Genomic DNA, 19,768 nt, shown 5'->3' with positions numbered 1-19,768 from the left:
GCTTGTGCTACGTTTCTCACCGTAAGCCAACCCAAACTTATTGAGCGATTATGATTCACAATCCCAATAATATTCGTACGGCTGGAGTGCCCCTGGAATCGGCACAGAAAGTTATGATTATGATTCATGGAAGGGGAGGTTCTGCCCGTGATATTCTGTCTCTTTCTGAATATATTCAGGATAAGGATTTTGCGTTCATTGCTCCTGAAGCCAAAGGCAATACCTGGTATCCAAATTCCTTTCTGCGACCCATTTCAGAAAACGAACCATACCTGTCCTCGGCGCTTGAAGTACTGGCAAGTCTGCGGGCACGATTGCAGTCAGATTTTAATTTTAAAATTCCTCAGATTTACTGGCTGGGTTTTTCGCAGGGTGCCTGTTTGGCGCTCGAATTTGTGGCACGTAATGCTGCCGAATATGGTGGTGTATTTGGGCTAAGTGGAGGGTTGATCGGTCCAGAAGGGACGTTGCGGCAGTACGAGGGTACGTTAGAAAATACGCCTATTTTTTTGGGATGCAGTGACCACGATCCTCACATTCCGAAAGAGCGGGTTCTGGAATCTGAGACTATATTTCGTGAGTTGGGTGGTAACGTAACGGCCAAGCTGTATCCGAATTTTTCTCACTCAATCAACGAAGATGAGATAAACCTTGTTAATTTGCTGATAGCTGATTCACATTAGTCAGCTTTGTACATAACACATTTGCCTATGAGCCAATACATGGTTGAATTTGACCTTCCGACTGTGATGGATGAAGAATTCGCAAACCTGATTCCCGCCCAGCGGCTCAAAGTAGAAGAACTGATGGAGAAAGGAGTTTTATTATCCTATTCTCTTTCACTCGACCGACAGAAACTTTGGTGCATTTTCAAGACTGATTCGGAGATAGAAGTTATGGAATTTATCTCTGGATTTCCACTCATTAAATACATGACTCCGATGATTACTGAACTCATGTTTCACAATATGATTGCCGCCCGAATTCCTCTTTTTTCGTTGAACTAATATTCGTGAAAAAGCCCTCTAAGTTGAGGGCTTTTTTGTGTGAAACAATTGTATTTTTGTTTTAGTATTTTGCTAAAACTATCTATGTAACCAGGTTTCCGCTGGTTACATAGATAGTTAAGTCGCTGATAGTCAAGTTCCACGTGGAACATTGTATATTTCCGGTACAAAAGCAGTTATATAAGGAATTCATGAAGACAAACGTACTGATTTGCGGGTCAGAGAGCGAGTTAGAGGCCCATTTTTCAGAGGATTTTATCGCTCATATCGATGGTAAAAAAACGCTGACACTACGTCAGTTTTACGAAGAAATTGCTGAGCTCTTAGAGATCCCCGACTTTGGTTTTACGCTGGATTCACTAAGTGATTCGCTTAATGATTTACAGTGGCTAGAAGAAAATCGAATCGTTTTATATTTCACAAATACAGATTCTTTAATCAGCAAAGAACGTGACCCAGCAAAAATAGGAGCACTATTAAGTGTGTTAGATGCAACAGCGGAGGATTGGAAATGGGTGGATGAAAGTGAAAATATTGAGCCAAAAGAAATCATAATCGTATTTGAAAATAGTGAAAGGATTCGCAAGTTTCTCGGTAGTGAGTCCATTGAATGTACCGACATAGCGTCGTTAATGTAGCAGTCTCCTGCAACAATTTTGCCAAACCTGCTGTTAAAAAGTATGCCGTCGGAAAGCCTTCCAGCGGCTTTTCGTATTGTTAAATTCAGTAAATCAAGACAAAGAATTACGTAGCGGTTTTTCTTGAAAGAGCTAAACAAGCGAACTACTCCAACCTGAATTCAATTTGAAAACTGAAGAGTTACTCGGTCTTTATGCCGACGATAGTTTTATAAAGTTATTAGCTGAACCGTTCAGTCGAAAGCCCATTTCCGACCCCCAACGATTACAGATCAAAGGTCTGTCAGGAAGCTTAGATTCTGTAATAGCTTCCACTATAATAAGGATTGTTGAGGGGAATCATTTATTCATAATGACAGACCGTGATGAGGCTGCTTACTTTTTCAACGACTTACAAAATCTATTAAAAAGTGAGGTATTGCTTTTCCCAATGTCATATAAAAAGCCATACCAATATGAGGATGTTGAAAATGCGAATGTACTGATGAGGGCAGAAGTCCTTAACAAGTTGAACCCACCACCAAAAGATGGGTTGTTAATGGTTACGTACCCAGAAGCACTCTCGGAAAAAGTCATCAATAAACGATCGTTACAAGCCAATACGTTGACCATACGTGTGGGTGAGAAAGTCGATACAAATTTTGTGTCTGAACTGCTACAGACGTATGAATTCGAAAAAACGGACTTCGTGTATGAAGCTGGTCAGTTCTCTGTACGGGGTGGTATAATCGACGTATTTTCATTTGCAAGCGAGTTTCCATACAGGATTGATCTTTTCGATAATGAAGTTGAAAGCATTCGTAAATTCAATCCAGAATCGCAACTCTCAACTGACCCGGTTGAATTTATCAATATCATTCCGAATATTCAGACAAAACTAGTCGAGGAAAGACGAGAACCGTTTTTCGATTTTCTGCCGGAAAGTACAACCGTTTGGGCCAAGGATGTTGAATTCACACTCGAAATAATCGACAGCAGTTATGAGAAGGCAGAGCAAAGTTTTGCGTCTATACTGGAAAGTAGTGGTGGAATACAAGTCATTTCCGATCCAGGTGATTTGTTCGAAACGCGCCGAACGTTTCTAAACGATTTGAAAAAATTTAGGACAGTAGAATTTGGCCGTAAATTTTATTTCAAAACTGAAGGGAAACTGCAATACGTCTCAAAACCACAGCCATCATTTAATCGAGATTTTAAGCGCCTGGTTGACACGTTAGGTGAGAACCAAGCGAAAGGGTTTACAAATGTTATAGCTGCTGAGTCATTCAAACAACTTGACCGACTTCGTACCATTTTCGAAGAACTTGACCCATTTGTGAAATTTCAGGCGATGAATATTGGGTTGAGGGAAGGGTTCATTGATGAGGCTGTAAAAATTGCCTGTTTTACAGACCACCAAATTTTCGACCGCTATTACAAATACCGGGTTCAGGACAAATTTTCAAAATCGAAGGCCTTAACATTACGTGAGCTGAAAACGCTGCAACCAGGCGACTATGTAACACATGTTGACCACGGTATCGGACGTTTTGCTGGACTTGAAAAAGTAGACCATGCAGGTAACGAGCAGGAAGCAATTCGGCTCATTTATCGCGACAATGATATTTTACTGGTGAGTATCCACAGCCTACATAAGATCGCAAAATATAGCGGTAGAGAAGGTGGACCTCCAGTTATGAGTAAACTGGGGTCGCAGGAGTGGGAGAATAAAAAATCCCGGATACGCAAACAGGTAAAAGATGTTGCTCGTGAGCTGATTGCGCTTTATGCCAAACGTCGCACTGCACCGGGTTACGCTTATAGTCGCGATAGTTTTTTGCAAGCTGAACTTGAGTCTTCCTTTTTATATGAGGATACGACCGATCAGGCGAAAGCAACTAATGATGTAAAAGATGACATGGAACGTCCACATCCGATGGACAGACTTGTATGCGGTGATGTGGGATTCGGGAAAACGGAGGTAGCGATACGTGCCGCGTTCAAAGCAGTTACCGATAACAAGCAAGTAGCAATGCTGGTCCCAACAACCATACTGGCCATGCAGCATTATAGAACGTTTAGTGAGCGGTTGGCGGATTTTCCAGTAAAGATTGAATATATCAATCGATTTAGATCGGCGGCTCAAATTAAGGAGATATTAAAGGGTGTTACGTCCGGAGAAATCGGCATTCTGATTGGCACACATCGCATCGTCAATAAAGACATAAAGTTTAAAGATTTGGGGCTATTAGTGATTGACGAAGAGCAGAAATTTGGAGTAAAAACCAAAGACCGCCTTAAAGAGATGCGGGTAGAAGTGGACGTACTGACGCTGACAGCAACACCGATACCGCGAACACTGCACTTCTCGCTAATGGGTGCAAGGGATTTGTCGGTCATTGCAACGCCACCACCGAACCGTCAACCTGTAACTACAGAAGTTCATACTTATAATGAGACAATTATTCGAGATGCAGTTAGCTACGAAATTAGACGTGGTGGTCAAGTTTTCTTTGTGCATAATCGGGTGAGTGATATCGAATCTATTGGGAATTTAATAAAGCGTTTGGTGCCGGAGGCACGTATTGGAGTTGCGCATGGGCAAATGGAGGGCGACCGCCTGGAACGTATCATGACCCGGTTTATTGATGGTGACTACGACGTATTGATTTCGACGAATATCATAGAATCGGGATTGGATATTCCGAATGCGAATACGATTTTGATAAACAATTCCCATTATTTCGGACTCTCAGATTTGCATCAGATGCGGGGTAGGGTAGGACGTTCAAATCGAAAAGCTTTCTGCTATCTGCTTACTCCACCGCCCACTGTATTGACAGTAGATGCGCGCAAAAGACTCCAAACATTAGAGGATTTTTCTGATTTGGGCGAAGGCTTTAAAATCGCTATGCGTGATCTCGACATACGCGGGGCGGGCAACCTTTTAGGTGCAGAACAAAGTGGTTTTATTAATGACTTAGGGTTTGAGATGTACCACAAAGTACTCGATGAAGCTGTTCAGGAATTGCGGGAAAATGAATTTAAAGACCTGTTCGAAACGAAACCAGGAGATCTGAAACTGGCTTTGCCAGATACAGTAATTGAGACTGATTTACAGGTAGTAATACCCGAACGCTACGTCTCCAATATTTCGGAACGCTTAGCGTTATATACACGCCTGGATAGTTTACAGAATCTCGACGAACTGGCTGCGTTTCGACAGGAAGTTATCGACCGGTTTGGACCAATGCCTGATGAAGTCGAAAATCTCATCAAAATGGTCAATGTACGCTGGAAAGCAGAGCAATTATACCTCGAAAAACTGACTCTAAAGAATAATATCATGAAAGGATACTTCGTTTCTAACGGGAACGACGACTTCTTCAGGTCTGACCAGTTTGGCAAGGTAATTGAATACATCAAGCGATACCCAGCAAACTGTTCCTTAAAAGAGTCGAAGGGAAGGCCCATTTTTACGCATACCAATGTGTTCTCAGTAGAGCAGTTGGACGAAATTCTGGGAGCAATGACAAATTAAGAGACGAAGTGACAAAGGCAATTTTTAAGTAAAATTCGCTTGAAGATAAAGTCGTTCACTGGTCGTCTTCCATCTTTTTTTAATTTTGCACCTACGTTTTTACACAAAAAAGCAATGATTCAAAAGTATCACCTGCGACGAGCGGCTTATGTATTGCTGGCAACAGCAGCCCTGACAGCCTGCAAATCCAAGCACCCGACTAGTGTGCAGCCCGGTAAGAAGAGTACGGCGACGGGAATTGCTTATAACCAAAAAGATGGTTTTCAAGTAAAGAAATTTGCTGGCCAAAAAGCAGGGCCAAACCTTGTATTTATTGAAGGCGGACGTTTCACGATGGGAGCTCTGGAAGAGGACGTAATGAATAGTCGTGATAACCGCGAACGTACCGTTTCAATTCAATCCTTCTACATGGATGAAACCGAAATGGCCAATGTTCACTATCTTGAATATTTGAACGCCATTACACGTGACTCTTCTGAAGAAGTTGTAAGAGCTGCTTTACCAGATACTACTGTATGGTCTAATCCGCTTTCCTTTAACGATTCTTACGTAACACAATATCTACGATACCCTGCTTTCCGGTATTATCCTGTGGTAGGTGTATCATGGGTACAAGCGAATGACTATGCAACCTGGCGGTCAAATGCAGTAAATAATGAATTGGCAAAAGGGGGTGCAAGTACAAAGAAAAAGGGGGGAGGGTTCTCATTGAAACGTAAGTCGAAGACTGAAGCTGAAGCTCCTGCAATGGCTGAAGCAACAGCTGCACCAGCTAAACCAAGTCTTGAAAGCGGTATGATTTTACCAGATTACCGTTTACCGACTGAAGCTGAGTGGGAGTATGCTGCTAAAGCCCTGATAGGAACGCAATACATGGACGAGAATCAAATAAATCAGCGGATTTATCCCTGGGATGGTTCTTCAGTTCGCAACCCCAAGAAAGGTCGGAAACAGGGCCAAATGCTGGCGAACTTCAAAAGGGGTCGTGGTGACTACGCTGGTATTGCCGGACGTTCGAATGATGGTGCCATTATTACGGCTGAAATTTACGCTTATCCAGCCAACGATTTTGGTTTATATAACATGGCTGGTAACGTAAACGAGTGGGTTATGGACGTTTATCGCCCATTGTCTTACCAGGATGTAAATGACCTGAACCCAGTACGTCGAAATGGCTACATTGATGACGCTAAAAACTATGATGTTAAAAATAAGCAATCGCTGATTGACGATAAGCTTCGTGTTTATAAAGGCGGTTCATGGAATGACGTAGCATACTGGCTCTCTCCCGGTACTCGTCGTTTCCTGGATCAGGATTCAGCTACAGCCATGATTGGTTTCCGTTGCGCAATGATTGGTGTAGGTCGGAATAAATAAGATACTACGTTCCAAAACAGAAAAGCCGCTCTTTCGGGTGCGGCTTTTCTGTTTTGGAACGTAGCAGAATCAACAGATTATTTGGTAACGGCCAAGGTCAGAATACTTACAGATTTACAACCTGCATTAATCAATTCGACAGCACAAGATTCCAACGTAGCACCGGTCGTTAATACGTCATCAACCAGCATTACGTTGAGGTCCTTAATCATTTCAGGTTTAGAAACGGCGAAAACTGACTTCACATTTTCCCACCGTTCCAAGCGGTTTTTATTCGTCTGGGATTGCTTGAATTCAATACGTCGAAGTATGTCAGTCCGGGTTATTACGTTCAAGGCTTTGCTAAGTCCTGCTGCAATAAAATCGGCTTGATTATAACCCCGTTGTAGCGCTCTGCTTGAATGCAACGGTACGCCGATTATTACGTCTATATCATTGAGCTGTCCACTTTCCAATTTTAACTGGTGCCCATACCAGCCCGCAATTTCTGTGGCGGCCTCCTTTTGGTCTTTATATTTAATGCTGTGAATTAACTTTTGAACAATACCTCCTTTTGTAAAGTAGAGGTAAGATGCTAAAAATTGAATCGGTGTTTTTCCGGCAAACTTATTGAGGTGATTTCGGTCATAAGGTTCGAAATGTTGGCCTGTCTCGGGTAAGTTAATTCGACAAGTTGTACAAAGAAATTTCTCATTGTCGCCTAACAAACTATCACAACCAAGGCAAGGAGTAGGGTAGAGAAGGTTGAGAAAATCAGAAGTGATACGTTTAATAAACCGAAACATCGCATTCATTCGTTAATTACATATAATTCCTTGTAATTTAGAGAGAAGAATAATTGAAGAGAAAGTGGTAGAGGAAAAAAGTATCGATATAAGCTGGGAAGTGTTACTTAACCAATTGGAAGTTTTGGTTGGTAAACGCCCAGTAGACTTAAATGCCGTATTATTTTTAATCGGTGTTCAAGAACTAGGGACCGGTCCAAAACGCTTCTCAAAAGAAGCTAAACAGGACTTGATGCACATTGCTGTATGCCGAGTGCTAAGTCTATCTGGATACTACGTATTTGAAGGCAATGATAAGGATGGGTGGCCACAATGGACTCTTGCGAAACCTATTCCACAGGGCGATTTATTAGCTCAGGAAGGTTTTCTGAAACAACACATAATTCACTATTTCGAAACTCAACTCGTTTAACTCAATCAACCTGAATTCTATGCAATCCTCAACCGCCTATACTACGTTGCTTGAGCGCATCGACGAGTATAAAAGACGTTACTTTCAAAATCAGTTGGTGAAAGGAAGTCTGTTTTTTCTTGCATTGATTGGCAGCGGCTACTTACTTATTAACACAGCTGAATTCATTGGCCGCTTCGATACTGTTGGTCGGGGAGTTCTCTTTTTTGGCTTTTTACTGACCATGCTGGCGGGCCTGTATCTGCTGATTATTCGGCCACTTATGAGTTTATATGGGTTGAATAAACCGTTAACGAATGACGAAGCCGCCCGTCAAATTGGTACGTTCTTTCCGGAAGTAGGGGACAAGTTGCTTAATACGTTACAGCTACAACGTATCTCCTCAGACCAAAGCGATCTATTATATGCAAGTCTGAATCAACGTTCACAGCAACTGCTAATTAATCGGTTTGCCAATGCAATCCAGATTAGTCGAAACCGGCAATTCTTAAAATATGCCATTCCACCTTTAGCAGTAATTCTCCTGATCCTGATTTTAAATCCGGGCTTTTTCACGAAGTCATCCACGCGAATCGTGAATTATGACAAAGAGTTTGTAGTGGAAGCTCCATTTCAATTTGTTGTACAGAACAAATCGTTGAAAGCTTTTCGAAATGAAGATTTTCCACTTTCAGTGAAATTAAAGGGTGATGCAATACCTCAAGCCGTATACGTAGTAGCAAATGGAACACGCTTTAAACTAGACCAGACCGGTGATAAATTCACATATAATTTTGATAACCTTCAAAGAGATTTAGACTTCCATCTGGAGGCTGCTGGCTTCAATTCGCCGACGTATAAAGTCCTATTAATTGACCGGCCTTCCGTGCTGTCTTTTAACGTAAAACTCGATTATCCTGCCTATTTGAATAAAGCAGATGAGCAGCTTTCAAACGTTGGAAACTTACTGGTCCCACAGGGTACGGTAGCTAATTGGGAGTTTGCGGCTGATCATACCGACTCCCTTTTATTCCGATTTAATACTGATCCAAGACCAACTCCCGCTCGTTTAGTTGACAACAATACGTTCGTTCTGAATCGTAGGGTAATGCAAAATGCGGTCTATACTGTTTCGCTGAAGAATGGCCAGATTGCATCACCTTCTACCATTCAATATAATGTTCAGGTCATCCCTGATCGTTATCCGCAGATTTCAGTCGACCGGATTCAGGATACTGTTACGTATAACTATATCGCACTTTCCGGCCTCATCTCTGACGACTATGGCTTTTCGAAGCTAAAGCTGAATTACAAAATTACGCGTAATGGAAAACCCTCACCAAATTACGTGCAGGACATTCCAGTCAACCGTTCTACTACGTCGCAGAATTTTGTTTATAACTGGTCACTGGATAGTTTGAAGCTTGGACAAGAGGATAGACTGGAGTACTACGTTCAAGTTTGGGACAATGATGGGGTAAATGGGCCAAAGTCCAGTCGATCGAATCAATTGAATTTTGTGGTTCCATCTAATACAGAAATTCAGGAGCAAATAGACAAATCGGCGGAAAAAACCGAACAGCAAATTGACAATGCGCTGAGCAAAACCCAGGAAATCAAGAAGGAGCTGAACCAAATGGAAGAGCGGATGCGCACTAAAAAGACATCCGATTTTCAAGATAAGAAACAGCTCCAGGAAGTGCTTCAGAAACGTGAAGAACTGTTAAAAGAAATTCAAAAACTTCAGGAGCAGTTCCAAAAAACGAATGAAACGCAACAACGCTTTGCTGAAAAAAATCAACAGGTTCAGGACAAGCTAGACCAATTACAGAAGCTTTTCAACGAGCTCCTTGATCCTGAATCGAAACAGCTTTATGAGCAGTTAAAGCAAATGCTAGAGCGTAAACAGGATGAAAAAGCCTCGGACTTATTGAATAAGCTTAGCCGTAAAGAGCGTAACCTGGAGCGTGATTTAGATCGTGCTTTGAAGCTCTTTAAGCAAATGCAGCTTGAGCAGAAGGTAAATAATATTGCTGAAAATTTAGAGAAACAAGCGGAGAACCTTGAGAAGCAGGCAGAGGAGAATGCCAAGAAAAATGAGACTTCTCTTGATCAGCAGAAGCAGCAAGAGAAGTCTCAGGAGGACTTTAAAAAGACTCAGGAAGAATTGAAGGAAGTTGCTAAGGAAGCCGAAAAGGAAGATCTCAATAAGCCTGAAGATTCGGAAAAGGAGCAGCAGGAAATTGAAAAAGATATGGAAGAGGCTACTAAAGATATGAAGAGCAACAAAGGAAAACAGGCATCTTCAAAACAACAGAAGTCAGCAAAGTCCATGCGTGCGATGAGTAAGTCCATGAAGGAATCCATGGAGTCGGCTGAGATGCAGGAGATGCAGGAGAATATGGATGACCTTCGAAATATCCTCGATAACCTCATTACATTATCATTCGGTCAAGAGCGTGTGATGAAAGATTTCCGGGGTATGAGTCTTCAGGATCCACGCGTTACGAAACTTTCTCAGGAGCAATTAAAACTTCAGGACGATGCAAAAATCATCGAAGATAGCCTAAATGCGCTTGCCAGTCGGGTGGTACAAATTCAATCGTTTGTTACTCGCGAGCTGACCAATATGAAATCCTACATGGATGAAAGTACTCAGCAGCTAAAGGAGCGACGATTAAGTATGGCTTCATCTAAACAACAATTTGCGATGACTTCGATTAACAACTTAGCGTTAATGCTTAGTGACGTATTGAAGAATATGCAACAGCAGATGAATGCAATGGCCATGCCAGGTAAAGGTAAAGGTGGTAAGAAAGGCGAGAAGCCCGGCGGTATGGGAGAAATGCAACAGCAATTAAATGGCAAAATGCAGGAGCTTCAAAAGGGAGGTAAGTCGGGTAGGGGACTTTCGGAAGAACTCTCGCAGATGGCAGCAGAACAGGCTATGATTCGTCAGATGTTAAAGAAAATGGAAGAGAACGCAAAAGGTACTGAAGCCGGCAAACAACAGGAAAAACAGATTAAAGAGTTGATGGAAAAAATGGATGAATCAGAAACCGACTTAGTAAATAAGCGTGTTAATCAGAATCTCATTAATCGTCAGAATGAAATACTGACTCGGCTATTAGAATCTGAGAAAGCGCTTAAGCAACAAGAGGAAGATCCAAAGCGCCAGGCCGAAACTGCCAAGTCACTGAAACGTAGTACGCCTGCTTTTTTTGATTCTACGAATCTTCAGAACAAGACGAAGCAAGTCGAAGTACTACGTTCCGTTACACCTAATTACAATCTCTTTTACAAAAAAGAAGCTAATCAGTACTTGCAGAAAGTGAGCAAATAAATTCGAGTATTTCAATTAGAACCGCTGGCTTGGCACAAAGTCCAGCGGTTTTTTGTTGGGTTCTTATTAGGATTTCATAATTTTTTCAACTTTCAACAATTTTGTAAAAAGTTTCACGTGGAAACTTTTGCAAAAGTTTTAAAAGATGCATTCTTCTTACGACGTCATTGTAGTTGGGGCAGGTCATGCTGGTTGTGAAGCTGCACACGCGGCAGCCACAATGGGTTCACATGTTTTGCTGATTACCATGAACATGCAAACAATTGCACAAATGTCATGTAATCCAGCAATGGGTGGAGTAGCAAAAGGTCAGATAGTTCGTGAAGTCGACGCGCTTGGTGGCATGTCAGGAATTATCAGTGATAAAAGCATGATTCAATTTCGAATGCTCAATCGCTCGAAAGGTCCAGCTATGTGGAGCCCAAGGTGCCAAAGCGATCGAAATCTATTTGCCTGGGAATGGCGGAAAGCATTAGAAGAAAACCATAATGTCGATTTCTGGCAGGATACGGTTCAGGAAGTTATTGTAAAGGATAGGAACGTAGCAGGAGTAAAAACTAATCTGGGTGTAGAGTTTAGGGCCAAATCAGTTGTACTCACTAATGGTACATTCCTAAATGGAAAGATGTTCATCGGTGAAAAGGTCTTTGGTGGGGGACGTACCGCCGAACGAGCTGCTACTGGGTTGACTGAACAATTAGTGAAACTAGGTTTCGAATCTGGCCGAATGAAAACCGGAACTCCTCCACGTGTAGATGGACGGAGTCTGAATTATGACGTAATGGAAGAACAACTTGGGGACGAAAATCCGGGTAAGTTTTCTTACACAAATACACCAACACTCACTAAGCAACGTAGCTGCTGGATAACGTACACGAATCAAGCAGTACACGACGAACTGAAAACGGGGTTTGATAAATCGCCCATGTTTACGGGACGTATCAAGGGATTAGGACCGCGATATTGCCCATCAGTTGAGGATAAAATAAATCGATTTGCCGACAAAGATCGTCACCAGATTTTCGTTGAACCTGAAGGGTGGGATACTGTAGAAGTTTACGTGAATGGTTTTTCAACCTCTCTGCCTGAGATTATACAGTACAATGCACTACGTAAAATTCCTGGTTTTGAAAACGTGCGGATGTTTCGTCCAGGCTACGCTGTAGAGTATGACTTCTTTCCACCAACACAATTAAAACCGACTCTCGAAACTCGGTTAATAAATAATCTCTTCTTCGCTGGTCAGATAAATGGCACAACAGGCTACGAAGAGGCCGCTTGTCAGGGTTTAATTGCAGGCATGAATGCAAACCGTCGAGCAAATGAAGAGGAGGAATTTGTTGTCAAACGGTCGGAAGCATATATAGGTGTCTTAGTTGATGACCTAATCACAAAAGGTACGGAAGAACCTTACCGTATGTTTACATCAAGAGCGGAATATCGCACCCTTCTCCGGCAAGACAATGCTGATTTAAGATTGACCGAAAAAGGCTATGCAGTTGGACTGGCTTCGCAAGATCGGTATGATACCATGATTACCAAACGTAACGGGCTAGCTAAATTGACCGAAGCTATTAGAGTAACGAAGGTAAAACCGGAGGAAGTTAATGACTGGCTTATAGAAAAAGGTAGCTCGCCGTTACGTGAAAAAAGCAGTTTGTATACGTTGTTCAAACGCCCAGAAGTTGAACATGGTGAGGTGAATGAGTTACTCAAACTAATACCAGATTTACCCGAAGTAGGGGAGGAGGTAATTGAGCAAACTGTTATTGAAATCAAATACGAGGACTACCTGGCCCGGGAAAAGCAAAACGCTGAAAAATTGGATAAATGGGAAAATCTGTCCATTAATCCCAGCTTTGATTATGATCGTTTAAAAGCACTTTCATTCGAGGGTAAAGAAAAACTGAAACGATTGCGACCTGCAACAATTGGCCAGGCTTCACGAATTAGTGGAGTCAGCCCGTCAGATGTTTCAATCTTACTTGTCTACATGGGTCGTTAAAAACGAAAGTATTTGCTGTTAACAATGTTGTTAATAGCTCAGATTTTGTCAAAACTTATCATCCTTTCGAAATTTTGGAAACCGTAACTCAGTGCCCAGTCTGTAATAATACGACCTTCAAAACATATTTAGTTTGTAAAGACTATCTGGTAAGCAATGAGGATTTTAAAATTCAGGAATGTAATGAGTGCGGTTTCCGACTAACAAATCCTCGCCCGGATGAGAATGCTATAAGTGCATATTACAAGTCTGAGCAATACGTCTCCCACAACGATGAAAGCCAGGGAATAATTAACACAGCTTATAGATTGGTCAGAACCTACACGCTACGTTCAAAAGTCAACCTAATAAATAAACTTAACGGGAGTCAGGGCAGAATACTCGACGTAGGTTGTGGTACTGGGGCTTTTTTAGAAAGTTGTAAAGCAGATGGCTGGCAGATCATGGGCATGGAACCTGATCCTGATGCTAGAGAGTTAGCCACTAAAAAATTAGTGGCCGAAATAAAACCTGATTTAAATGCTGTAATTAGCGCCGGCCCATTTGATATAATTACTCTTTGGCACGTGCTCGAACACATTCCAAACCTAAACGTAGTAATTCCACAATTTCAACAATTATTGAGTGATAATGGTACGTTGCTTATCGCCGTCCCAAATTCCGATTCATACGACGCTCAATACTTTAAGCAATTTTGGGCAGCCTATGATGTGCCCCGCCACCTGCATCATTTTACGCCAAAAACTATTTCCCGGCTTTTCGAAAAACATGGCTTTAAACTGATCGACAAAAAGCCAATGGTTTTTGATGCTTTTTATATAGCTCTGCTCAGTACCCGATATAAAACCGGTAAAACAAATTATTCTAAAGGTATCCGGGTAGGACTCACTTCCAATGCTAAAGCGAGACGTAGTGGAAATTCATCGAGTCAAATCTACCTCTTCAACAAGGCATAATAATTGTACTAGAGTTAAGGGTACTCCCTTTATTCCCAGCTTGAGGAAAACAGGTCAATTCTAAATTAAAAAAGTGAAATTTTCTTGTGAATAACTATGTGCATAATTTGACCATGCGCGTGGAAAACATGTTTACAAGCTATTGAGTTACTGTGGAATAGTATCTGAGTAATCCACACAGGTTTTTCAGGTCCTGTTATCTGTGGAGAAACAGCTACATATCACAATCCATTCCACAGATTTTCCCCAACAGAAAATGTGTATAGATTTTATGCACAAATCCACAAAAGTTAAACACACAATTTGTGGATAAAATGTTATTTACTTAAAAGTGAGTATATTACACGTGGATAACTCACGAAGAGTAAGTGGATAAAATGGTTTATTTATCCACAGATGCTGATTTCAGAAGTGGACAACTTATTTGTTCACATATCCACACAGCTAATGATTATAATAACGTTCTTTTTAAAAGAGAAAATTATAAAATGTTAATAAGGTCAAAAGTCATTGTTACGTTGTTGTGGCTGTTATCAGTCGGAATGGCATGGGGGCAAGCAGGGGCAACGCTGGCCGAAGAATATTATAAAGCCGGCGAGTTTGAAAAGGCCGCGAATGAGTATACGAAGTTGCTGAAGACTGAAGTGACGTGGACAAAGTTGTCACGATACGTATACAGTCTTCAAAAAAGTAACAAAGCTGAGGAAGCCAATAAATATCTGCGAAAGCAACAACGTAGCGATGAAGCGAACCGGGCATATTACGAACTGTTGATAGGGCAGACGGCAACTCAGCAAGGCGATACTACGTTGGCAAAAACGCAATATACGGCCGCCCTTCAATCGAGTAAATCGACAGTGGCAAAGCTCGAGAAGATTGCAACGGCCTTTAATGAGGCCGGAGAGACGCGCTGGGCGATCCGCGCACTCGAATCGGCACGGGAGCTCGGAAAAGACCCAACGGCTTACAGTGAGGATTTAATGGGCCTATACCGGGCTACGGGTCAAACCGAAAAAACGATAGAAGAAATCATAACCACAAGCAAACAGGCTGAGAAAAAAGAAACTGTTTTGGCCGCTCTTCAAGGATTTATTAACACCAAAGATGAGCCAATTGTGGAAAAAGCGCTTTACACTCGTATTCAGCAAGAGCCGAATGAGTTGGCATATAATGAACTGCTAATTTGGTATTTCGTCCAGAAACAGAAATTTAGCCGGGCACTCCTACAAGAAAAAGCAACTGATAAACGACTAAAATTAAACGGTAGCAGAGTTTATGAACTCGGTATGCTGGCCATGAACAACAAGGAGTATAAAGTGGCTGCCGAATCGTTTGAGTACGTAACTGTTACGTATCCGCAGGGCCAACTTTATCCGTTTGCCCGTCGGTTAGTTATCAACGCACGAGAAGAGCAGGTAAAAAACACGTATCCGGTGGATAAGGGTGAAATCCGGAAACTCATCAGCGATTACCAGCGGATGTTGCAGGAAATCGGTACAAACGTGAAAACGCTGGAAGCATTACGTAGCACAGCCAATTTGTACGGAAATTATCTCGATAGCAAAGACACGGCTCTAACTGTGCTGGATTTGGCTATTGATCTGGGCAAAACAGATAAGAATTTTGTAGACCGATGTAAGCTAGACAAAGGTGACATTTACCTGCTCAAAGGCGAACCGTGGGAATCAACGCTTCTGTATTCTCAAGTCGAAAAATCGCAGAAAGAAGAATTGCTCGGTTATGAAGCAAAGCTAAAAAATGCTAAGCTTCATTACTATAAGGGCAGTTTTGCGGTCGCGAAAGATTTGCTGGACGTATTGAAACTTGCTACGTCCCGTGAAATCGCTAACGACGCTGAGCAATTAAGCTTATTAATTATCGATAATACGGGCATGGACAGCACCGAGGCTGCCATGCGGGAATATGCCTCAATAGATTTGCTCTTGTTTCAAAATAAAACCGATGAAGCAGTTGCAGCGCTTAATGGCATGCTAAAGAAATACGCTGAACATACAATTGTTGATGAAGTACTGTGGTTGCGGGCGAATACGTTCATGAAACAAGGCAAGAATAATGAAGCACTTGAGGATTTGAAGAAAATTGTGGCCAGCTATCCCTACGACATTTTAGGAGACGATGCCATGTTTACCCAGGGAAAAATTTTTGAAGATCGTTTAAAAGATAAGCAGGCCGCAATGGATGCGTATCAAAAAGTACTCACTCAGTACCCTGGTAGCATTTATGGTGCAGAAGCCAGAAAACGATTCAGAATGTTACGTGGTGATACTGTGAATTAATTAAGAAGTTATCCACATAAAAATGGCCAGATTGATCAATCTGGCCATTTTTATGTGGATAACTTTGTGGATAAACAATTTTAGTGTGAAGAAACTGTTTGCAAAAGCGATTCTTTAAAGACCTGATAATCAGCCGGAATTTGAATACTTTGCTTAATACGTTGCGATAAAATAGCTAACCGTTCGGGGACACCAACAGACTTTTCTAGAACAGATTCAACCAGTGGTTTGAATTTAGAAGGATGGGCGGTAGCCAAAGAGATACCTGCTACGTCCTTTTCAGACGCTTTTAAATAAGCTTGCAAACCCATAATACCAATTGCAGTATGTGGACATGCTACGTAATCATATAGCTCATTGATACGTCTCATACCCGCACGAGTTTCTTCATCATCATAAAAGAAACCCGAAACATTATTACTGGTTCGCTGAAAATCGTCGCCATATAAATGCTTCAGTCGAACAAAATTGCTTGGATTTCCTACGTCCATAGCATTTGAAATGGTGGCAACTGAAGCTTTAGGCGAGTAAATTCCACTTTCCAGATAGGTAGGTACTACATGATTTAAGTTCGTGGAGGCAATGAAATGGGAGATAGGCAGACCCATTTGCTGCACCATCACGCCAGCACTTAGATTGCCAAAATTTCCGCTTGGAACAGAAAAAATAACTGGCTTCCCGTATTTCCTGACCTGACCAAAAGCACGAACGTAGTAAAACCCTTGAGGAATTAAGCGGAAGATATTAATTGAATTTGCCGAGGAAAGTGACAACGTAGCATTCAACTCAGCATCGACAAAGGCTTGCTTAACGATAGCCTGGCAATCGTCGAAAGAGCCATCGACTTCAAACGCCTGCACATTCCCGCCCAACGTAGTCAACTGTTTTTCCTGCAAATCACTCACACGACCGCTGGGATATAAAATCGAAACCCGAATGCCCGGTACGTTATGAAATCCCATAGCAACAGCTCCACCCGTATCTCCCGACGTAGCAACCAGAATATTAACCTCCTTATCGTTACGTTTAGAAAAGTAAGACATTAGAGCAGCCATGTATCGCGCTCCTACATCTTTAAAAGCAAGTGAGGGGCCGTGAAACAACTCCAGAACGCCAATTTTACCGGGTTCCAAGTCAACAACCGGTGTATCAAATGGAAAAGCCTTGTGGGTAAGTTCTTCTAAATCGCCAGAATTAATTTCAGCACCGAATAATTCTTTACTGATGGCATAGCCAATATCTGCCAGTGTATCACCAGCGATACGTTCAAAGAAGGAAGCTCCTAAGTGAGGCAAAGGGGTTGGCATATACAAACCTTTGTCCACAGGCATACTGTGGAAAAGTGCTTCTTCTGTCGTTACAGTTGCCTGTAGGTTATTCGTACTATAAAAACGCATAGGTTGAAATCAGAATAATGGCGCAAATTACGGCAAATCAAGCCAAGGAATAGAAATGGATGTATTGAAATGTGGAAAACTAATCCAGATTAGTGGATAAGTAGGGCAATCCGTAAATTTGTGAAATCAAACACTTCATAACCTACGTAGTAAACGGTAGGGAAGACAAATCACAGTTAAACTTATGTCTTTCGGAATATTCAACGTACCAACTCCGGTAAACGAGCCTGTAAAAGAATATCGTCCGGATTCACCTGAACGGGAAGCACTGAAAAAAGCACTAGCTGAATTTCGTGCACAGGAAACCGATATACCCATGTATATAGGTGGGCAGGAAATTCGTACAGATAAAAAAGTGCGGGTCGCTCCACCCCATGATCACCAGCATACGCTTGGATATTTTTATGAAGGTGAAGCCGAACACGTAAAAGCGGCCATTGAAGCTGCATTGTCTGCAAAGGAAAACTGGGCAAATTTACCCTGGGAGAACCGGGCTAGCATTTTTCTAAAAGCAGCTGATCTGATTGCTGGCCCTTATCGGGCACGTATCAATGCGGCAACGATGCTTGGGCAATCAAAAAATGCGTATCAGGCAGAAATTGACTCAGCTTGTGAATTAATAGATTTCCTTCGTTTCAATGTGCTTTATGCGGATGAAATCTACCGCCAGCAGCCCAACTCATCGCCAGGTGTATGGAATAGACTTGAGTACCGGCCGCTTGAGGGGTTTGTGTTTGCTTTGACACCCTTCAATTTTACGGCTATTGCGGGCAATTTACCAACTTCAGCTGCCTTGATGGGCAATACGGTCGTGTGGAAACCTGCATACACACAAGTCCTATCAGCAAAAGTGATTATGGACGTATTACAGGAAGCAGGACTTCCTGATGGCGTCATTAATTTAATTTACGTAGATGGGCCTGTAGCTGGTGACGTAATTTTCAATAATCCTGATTTTGCAGGAATCCATTTTACAGGTAGTACGGGGGTTTTTCAACAAATCTGGGGTACAATTGGTGCTAATATCCACAAATACAAAAGTTATCCACGTATTGTGGGTGAAACTGGTGGAAAAGACTTTGTATTGGTACACGAATCAGCTGAGGTTGACGAAGTTGCGGTTGGTTTAGTACGTGGAGCATTTGAATTTCAGGGTCAAAAATGCTCTGCTGCTTCACGAGCATACGTACCATCAAATCTCTGGCCAGCCGTTGAGGCAAAAATCAAGCAGTTTCTGGACGAACTGAAAATGGGAGGGACTGAGGATTTCACTAACTTCATAAACGCCGTCATTGATGAACGTGCATTTAAAAAGATAGCAGCCTATATCGAAGAAGCGAAAAATAGTAATGAAGTCAAAATTATAGCTGGTGGAAATCACGATAGCTCAAAAGGCTATTTTATCGAGCCAACCGTATTATTGGTAGATAGACCAGACTACCGAACCATGTGCGAGGAAATTTTTGGTCCTGTATTATCTATATATGTGTACAAGGCAGAAGAGTTTACTGACATTATTAAAACAGTAAACACTACGTCGCCATATGCCCTAACAGGTTCCATATTCGCAAAGGATCGTTACGTTGTCGAGCAGGTAACGAAACAACTGCAAAATGCTGCTGGAAATTTTTATATAAATGATAAACCAACGGGAGCAGTAGTAGGGCAACAACCATTTGGTGGAGCACGTGCATCGGGTACAAATGACAAAGCTGGTTCGGCCCTGAACCTATATCGCTGGGTTTCAGCCAGAACGATTAAAGAAACATTTGTTCCGCCAAAACACTACAGTTATCCATTTCTGGAAGCTGAGAAAAATTCATAAAAAAGTTTTGGAGGGGACTTGCGAAAAGTGAAAAATACACCTACCTTTGCAGTCCCAAATCAATAGGGAAGGCCAACAACGGTTGGCCGCCATCTCGAAAGAGAGACCGTTCTTTGACATATTGACATCTAGAAGTAGCACTAATAAGGCTAAAAACACCGTGTTTAATTTAGGTTAGACACACAATTATTTACGATGGAGAGTTTGATCCTGGCTCAGGATGAACG

At 42.0% G+C, this 19,768-nt stretch carries 13 protein-coding genes; 11 read left to right on the top strand and 2 right to left on the bottom strand.

Annotated elements, in window-relative coordinates; translation table 11 throughout:
• Positions 1 to 50 precede the first annotated feature (50 nt).
• The 5 genes from IC229_RS04770 to IC229_RS04750 all read left to right on the top strand — a co-directional run bounded on the left by IC229_RS04770 (position 51) and on the right by IC229_RS04750 (position 6,542).
• Entirely contained in the window at positions 51 to 683 is a 633-nt protein-coding gene (locus IC229_RS04770) for an alpha/beta hydrolase (protein ID WP_190885798.1), read from the top strand.
• A 27-nt stretch (positions 684 to 710) separates the two neighbouring features.
• Positions 711 to 1,007 carry a muconolactone Delta-isomerase family protein gene (locus IC229_RS04765; protein WP_190885797.1) on the top strand — a complete coding sequence of 99 codons (297 nt, stop codon included), beginning with the start codon at positions 711 to 713 and terminating at the stop codon, positions 1,005 to 1,007.
• A gap of 191 nt (positions 1,008 to 1,198) precedes the next feature.
• Positions 1,199 to 1,645, top strand: a complete 447-nt coding sequence (locus IC229_RS04760; RefSeq protein WP_190885796.1) for a barstar family protein — start codon at positions 1,199 to 1,201, stop codon at positions 1,643 to 1,645.
• A 166-nt stretch (positions 1,646 to 1,811) separates the two neighbouring features.
• A complete protein-coding gene (gene mfd, locus IC229_RS04755; protein WP_190885795.1) occupies positions 1,812 to 5,165 on the top strand; it encodes a transcription-repair coupling factor in 3,354 nt (1,117 codons plus the stop codon).
• A gap of 114 nt (positions 5,166 to 5,279) precedes the next feature.
• Positions 5,280 to 6,542, top strand: coding sequence for an SUMF1/EgtB/PvdO family nonheme iron enzyme (locus IC229_RS04750; protein ID WP_190885794.1), 1,263 nt, complete (start codon positions 5,280 to 5,282; stop codon positions 6,540 to 6,542).
• A 77-nt stretch (positions 6,543 to 6,619) separates the two neighbouring features.
• On the opposite strand, the gene IC229_RS04745 is transcribed toward IC229_RS04750, so the two are convergent.
• Positions 6,620 to 7,336, bottom strand: a complete 717-nt coding sequence (locus tag IC229_RS04745) for a ComF family protein (RefSeq protein ID WP_317171528.1) — start codon at positions 7,334 to 7,336, stop codon at positions 6,620 to 6,622.
• Between the two features lie 55 nt (positions 7,337 to 7,391).
• Here IC229_RS04745 and IC229_RS04740 point away from each other — a divergent pair, with 55 nt between their 5' ends.
• From IC229_RS04740 to IC229_RS04720, 5 genes are all read left to right on the top strand, one after another.
• A complete protein-coding gene (locus tag IC229_RS04740; protein WP_317171527.1) occupies positions 7,392 to 7,739 on the top strand; it encodes a hypothetical protein in 348 nt (115 codons plus the stop codon).
• A 19-nt stretch (positions 7,740 to 7,758) separates the two neighbouring features.
• The gene (locus tag IC229_RS04735) at positions 7,759 to 11,061 is read left to right on the top strand and encodes a DUF4175 family protein (protein WP_190885793.1); all 3,303 of its coding nucleotides are present in this window, start codon (positions 7,759 to 7,761) and stop codon (positions 11,059 to 11,061) included.
• Between the two features lie 145 nt (positions 11,062 to 11,206).
• Complete coding sequence (gene mnmG, locus IC229_RS04730) at positions 11,207 to 13,066, top strand: tRNA uridine-5-carboxymethylaminomethyl(34) synthesis enzyme MnmG (RefSeq protein ID WP_190885792.1); 1,860 nt, start codon at positions 11,207 to 11,209, stop codon at positions 13,064 to 13,066.
• Positions 13,067 to 13,140: 74 nt separating this feature from the next.
• A complete protein-coding gene (locus IC229_RS04725) occupies positions 13,141 to 14,022 on the top strand; it encodes a class I SAM-dependent methyltransferase (RefSeq protein ID WP_190885791.1) in 882 nt (293 codons plus the stop codon).
• Positions 14,023 to 14,510: 488 nt separating this feature from the next.
• Positions 14,511 to 16,319 carry a tetratricopeptide repeat protein gene (locus IC229_RS04720; protein WP_223833865.1) on the top strand — a complete coding sequence of 603 codons (1,809 nt, stop codon included), beginning with the start codon at positions 14,511 to 14,513 and terminating at the stop codon, positions 16,317 to 16,319.
• 80 nt (positions 16,320 to 16,399) lie between these two features.
• Here IC229_RS04720 and thrC read toward each other — a convergent pair whose 3' ends face one another.
• Positions 16,400 to 17,716, bottom strand: a complete 1,317-nt coding sequence (thrC, locus tag IC229_RS04715) for a threonine synthase (RefSeq protein ID WP_190885789.1) — start codon at positions 17,714 to 17,716, stop codon at positions 16,400 to 16,402.
• Positions 17,717 to 17,900: 184 nt separating this feature from the next.
• Here thrC and pruA point away from each other — a divergent pair, with 184 nt between their 5' ends.
• On the top strand, positions 17,901 to 19,541 hold the full coding sequence (pruA, locus tag IC229_RS04710; RefSeq protein ID WP_190885788.1) for an L-glutamate gamma-semialdehyde dehydrogenase: 1,641 nt from the start codon (positions 17,901 to 17,903) through the stop codon (positions 19,539 to 19,541).
• Positions 19,542 to 19,768: the final 227 nt, after the last annotated feature.

This window comes from Spirosoma profusum, from assembly GCF_014699005.1.
Classification (GTDB): domain Bacteria; phylum Bacteroidota; class Bacteroidia; order Cytophagales; family Spirosomataceae; genus Spirosoma; species Spirosoma profusum.
This window is presented reverse-complemented; position numbering and strand designations above follow the sequence as displayed.

Bases quoted from the DNA above. Each gene is read 5' to 3' on its own strand.
- IC229_RS04770 (WP_190885798.1), top strand. From the start codon at position 51: ATGATTCACAATCCCAATAATATTCGTACGGCTGGAGTGCCCCTGGAA.
- IC229_RS04765 (WP_190885797.1), top strand. From the start codon at position 711: ATGAGCCAATACATGGTTGAATTTGACCTTCCGACTGTGATGGATGAA.
- IC229_RS04760 (WP_190885796.1), top strand. From the start codon at position 1,199: ATGAAGACAAACGTACTGATTTGCGGGTCAGAGAGCGAGTTAGAGGCC.
- IC229_RS04750 (WP_190885794.1), top strand. From the start codon at position 5,280: ATGATTCAAAAGTATCACCTGCGACGAGCGGCTTATGTATTGCTGGCA.
- IC229_RS04745 (WP_317171528.1), bottom strand. From the start codon at position 7,336: ATGAATGCGATGTTTCGGTTTATTAAACGTATCACTTCTGATTTTCTC.
- IC229_RS04735 (WP_190885793.1), top strand. From the start codon at position 7,759: ATGCAATCCTCAACCGCCTATACTACGTTGCTTGAGCGCATCGACGAG.
- mnmG (WP_190885792.1), top strand. From the start codon at position 11,207: ATGCATTCTTCTTACGACGTCATTGTAGTTGGGGCAGGTCATGCTGGT.
- IC229_RS04720 (WP_223833865.1), top strand. From the start codon at position 14,511: ATGTTAATAAGGTCAAAAGTCATTGTTACGTTGTTGTGGCTGTTATCA.
- thrC (WP_190885789.1), bottom strand. From the start codon at position 17,716: ATGCGTTTTTATAGTACGAATAACCTACAGGCAACTGTAACGACAGAA.
- pruA (WP_190885788.1), top strand. From the start codon at position 17,901: ATGTCTTTCGGAATATTCAACGTACCAACTCCGGTAAACGAGCCTGTA.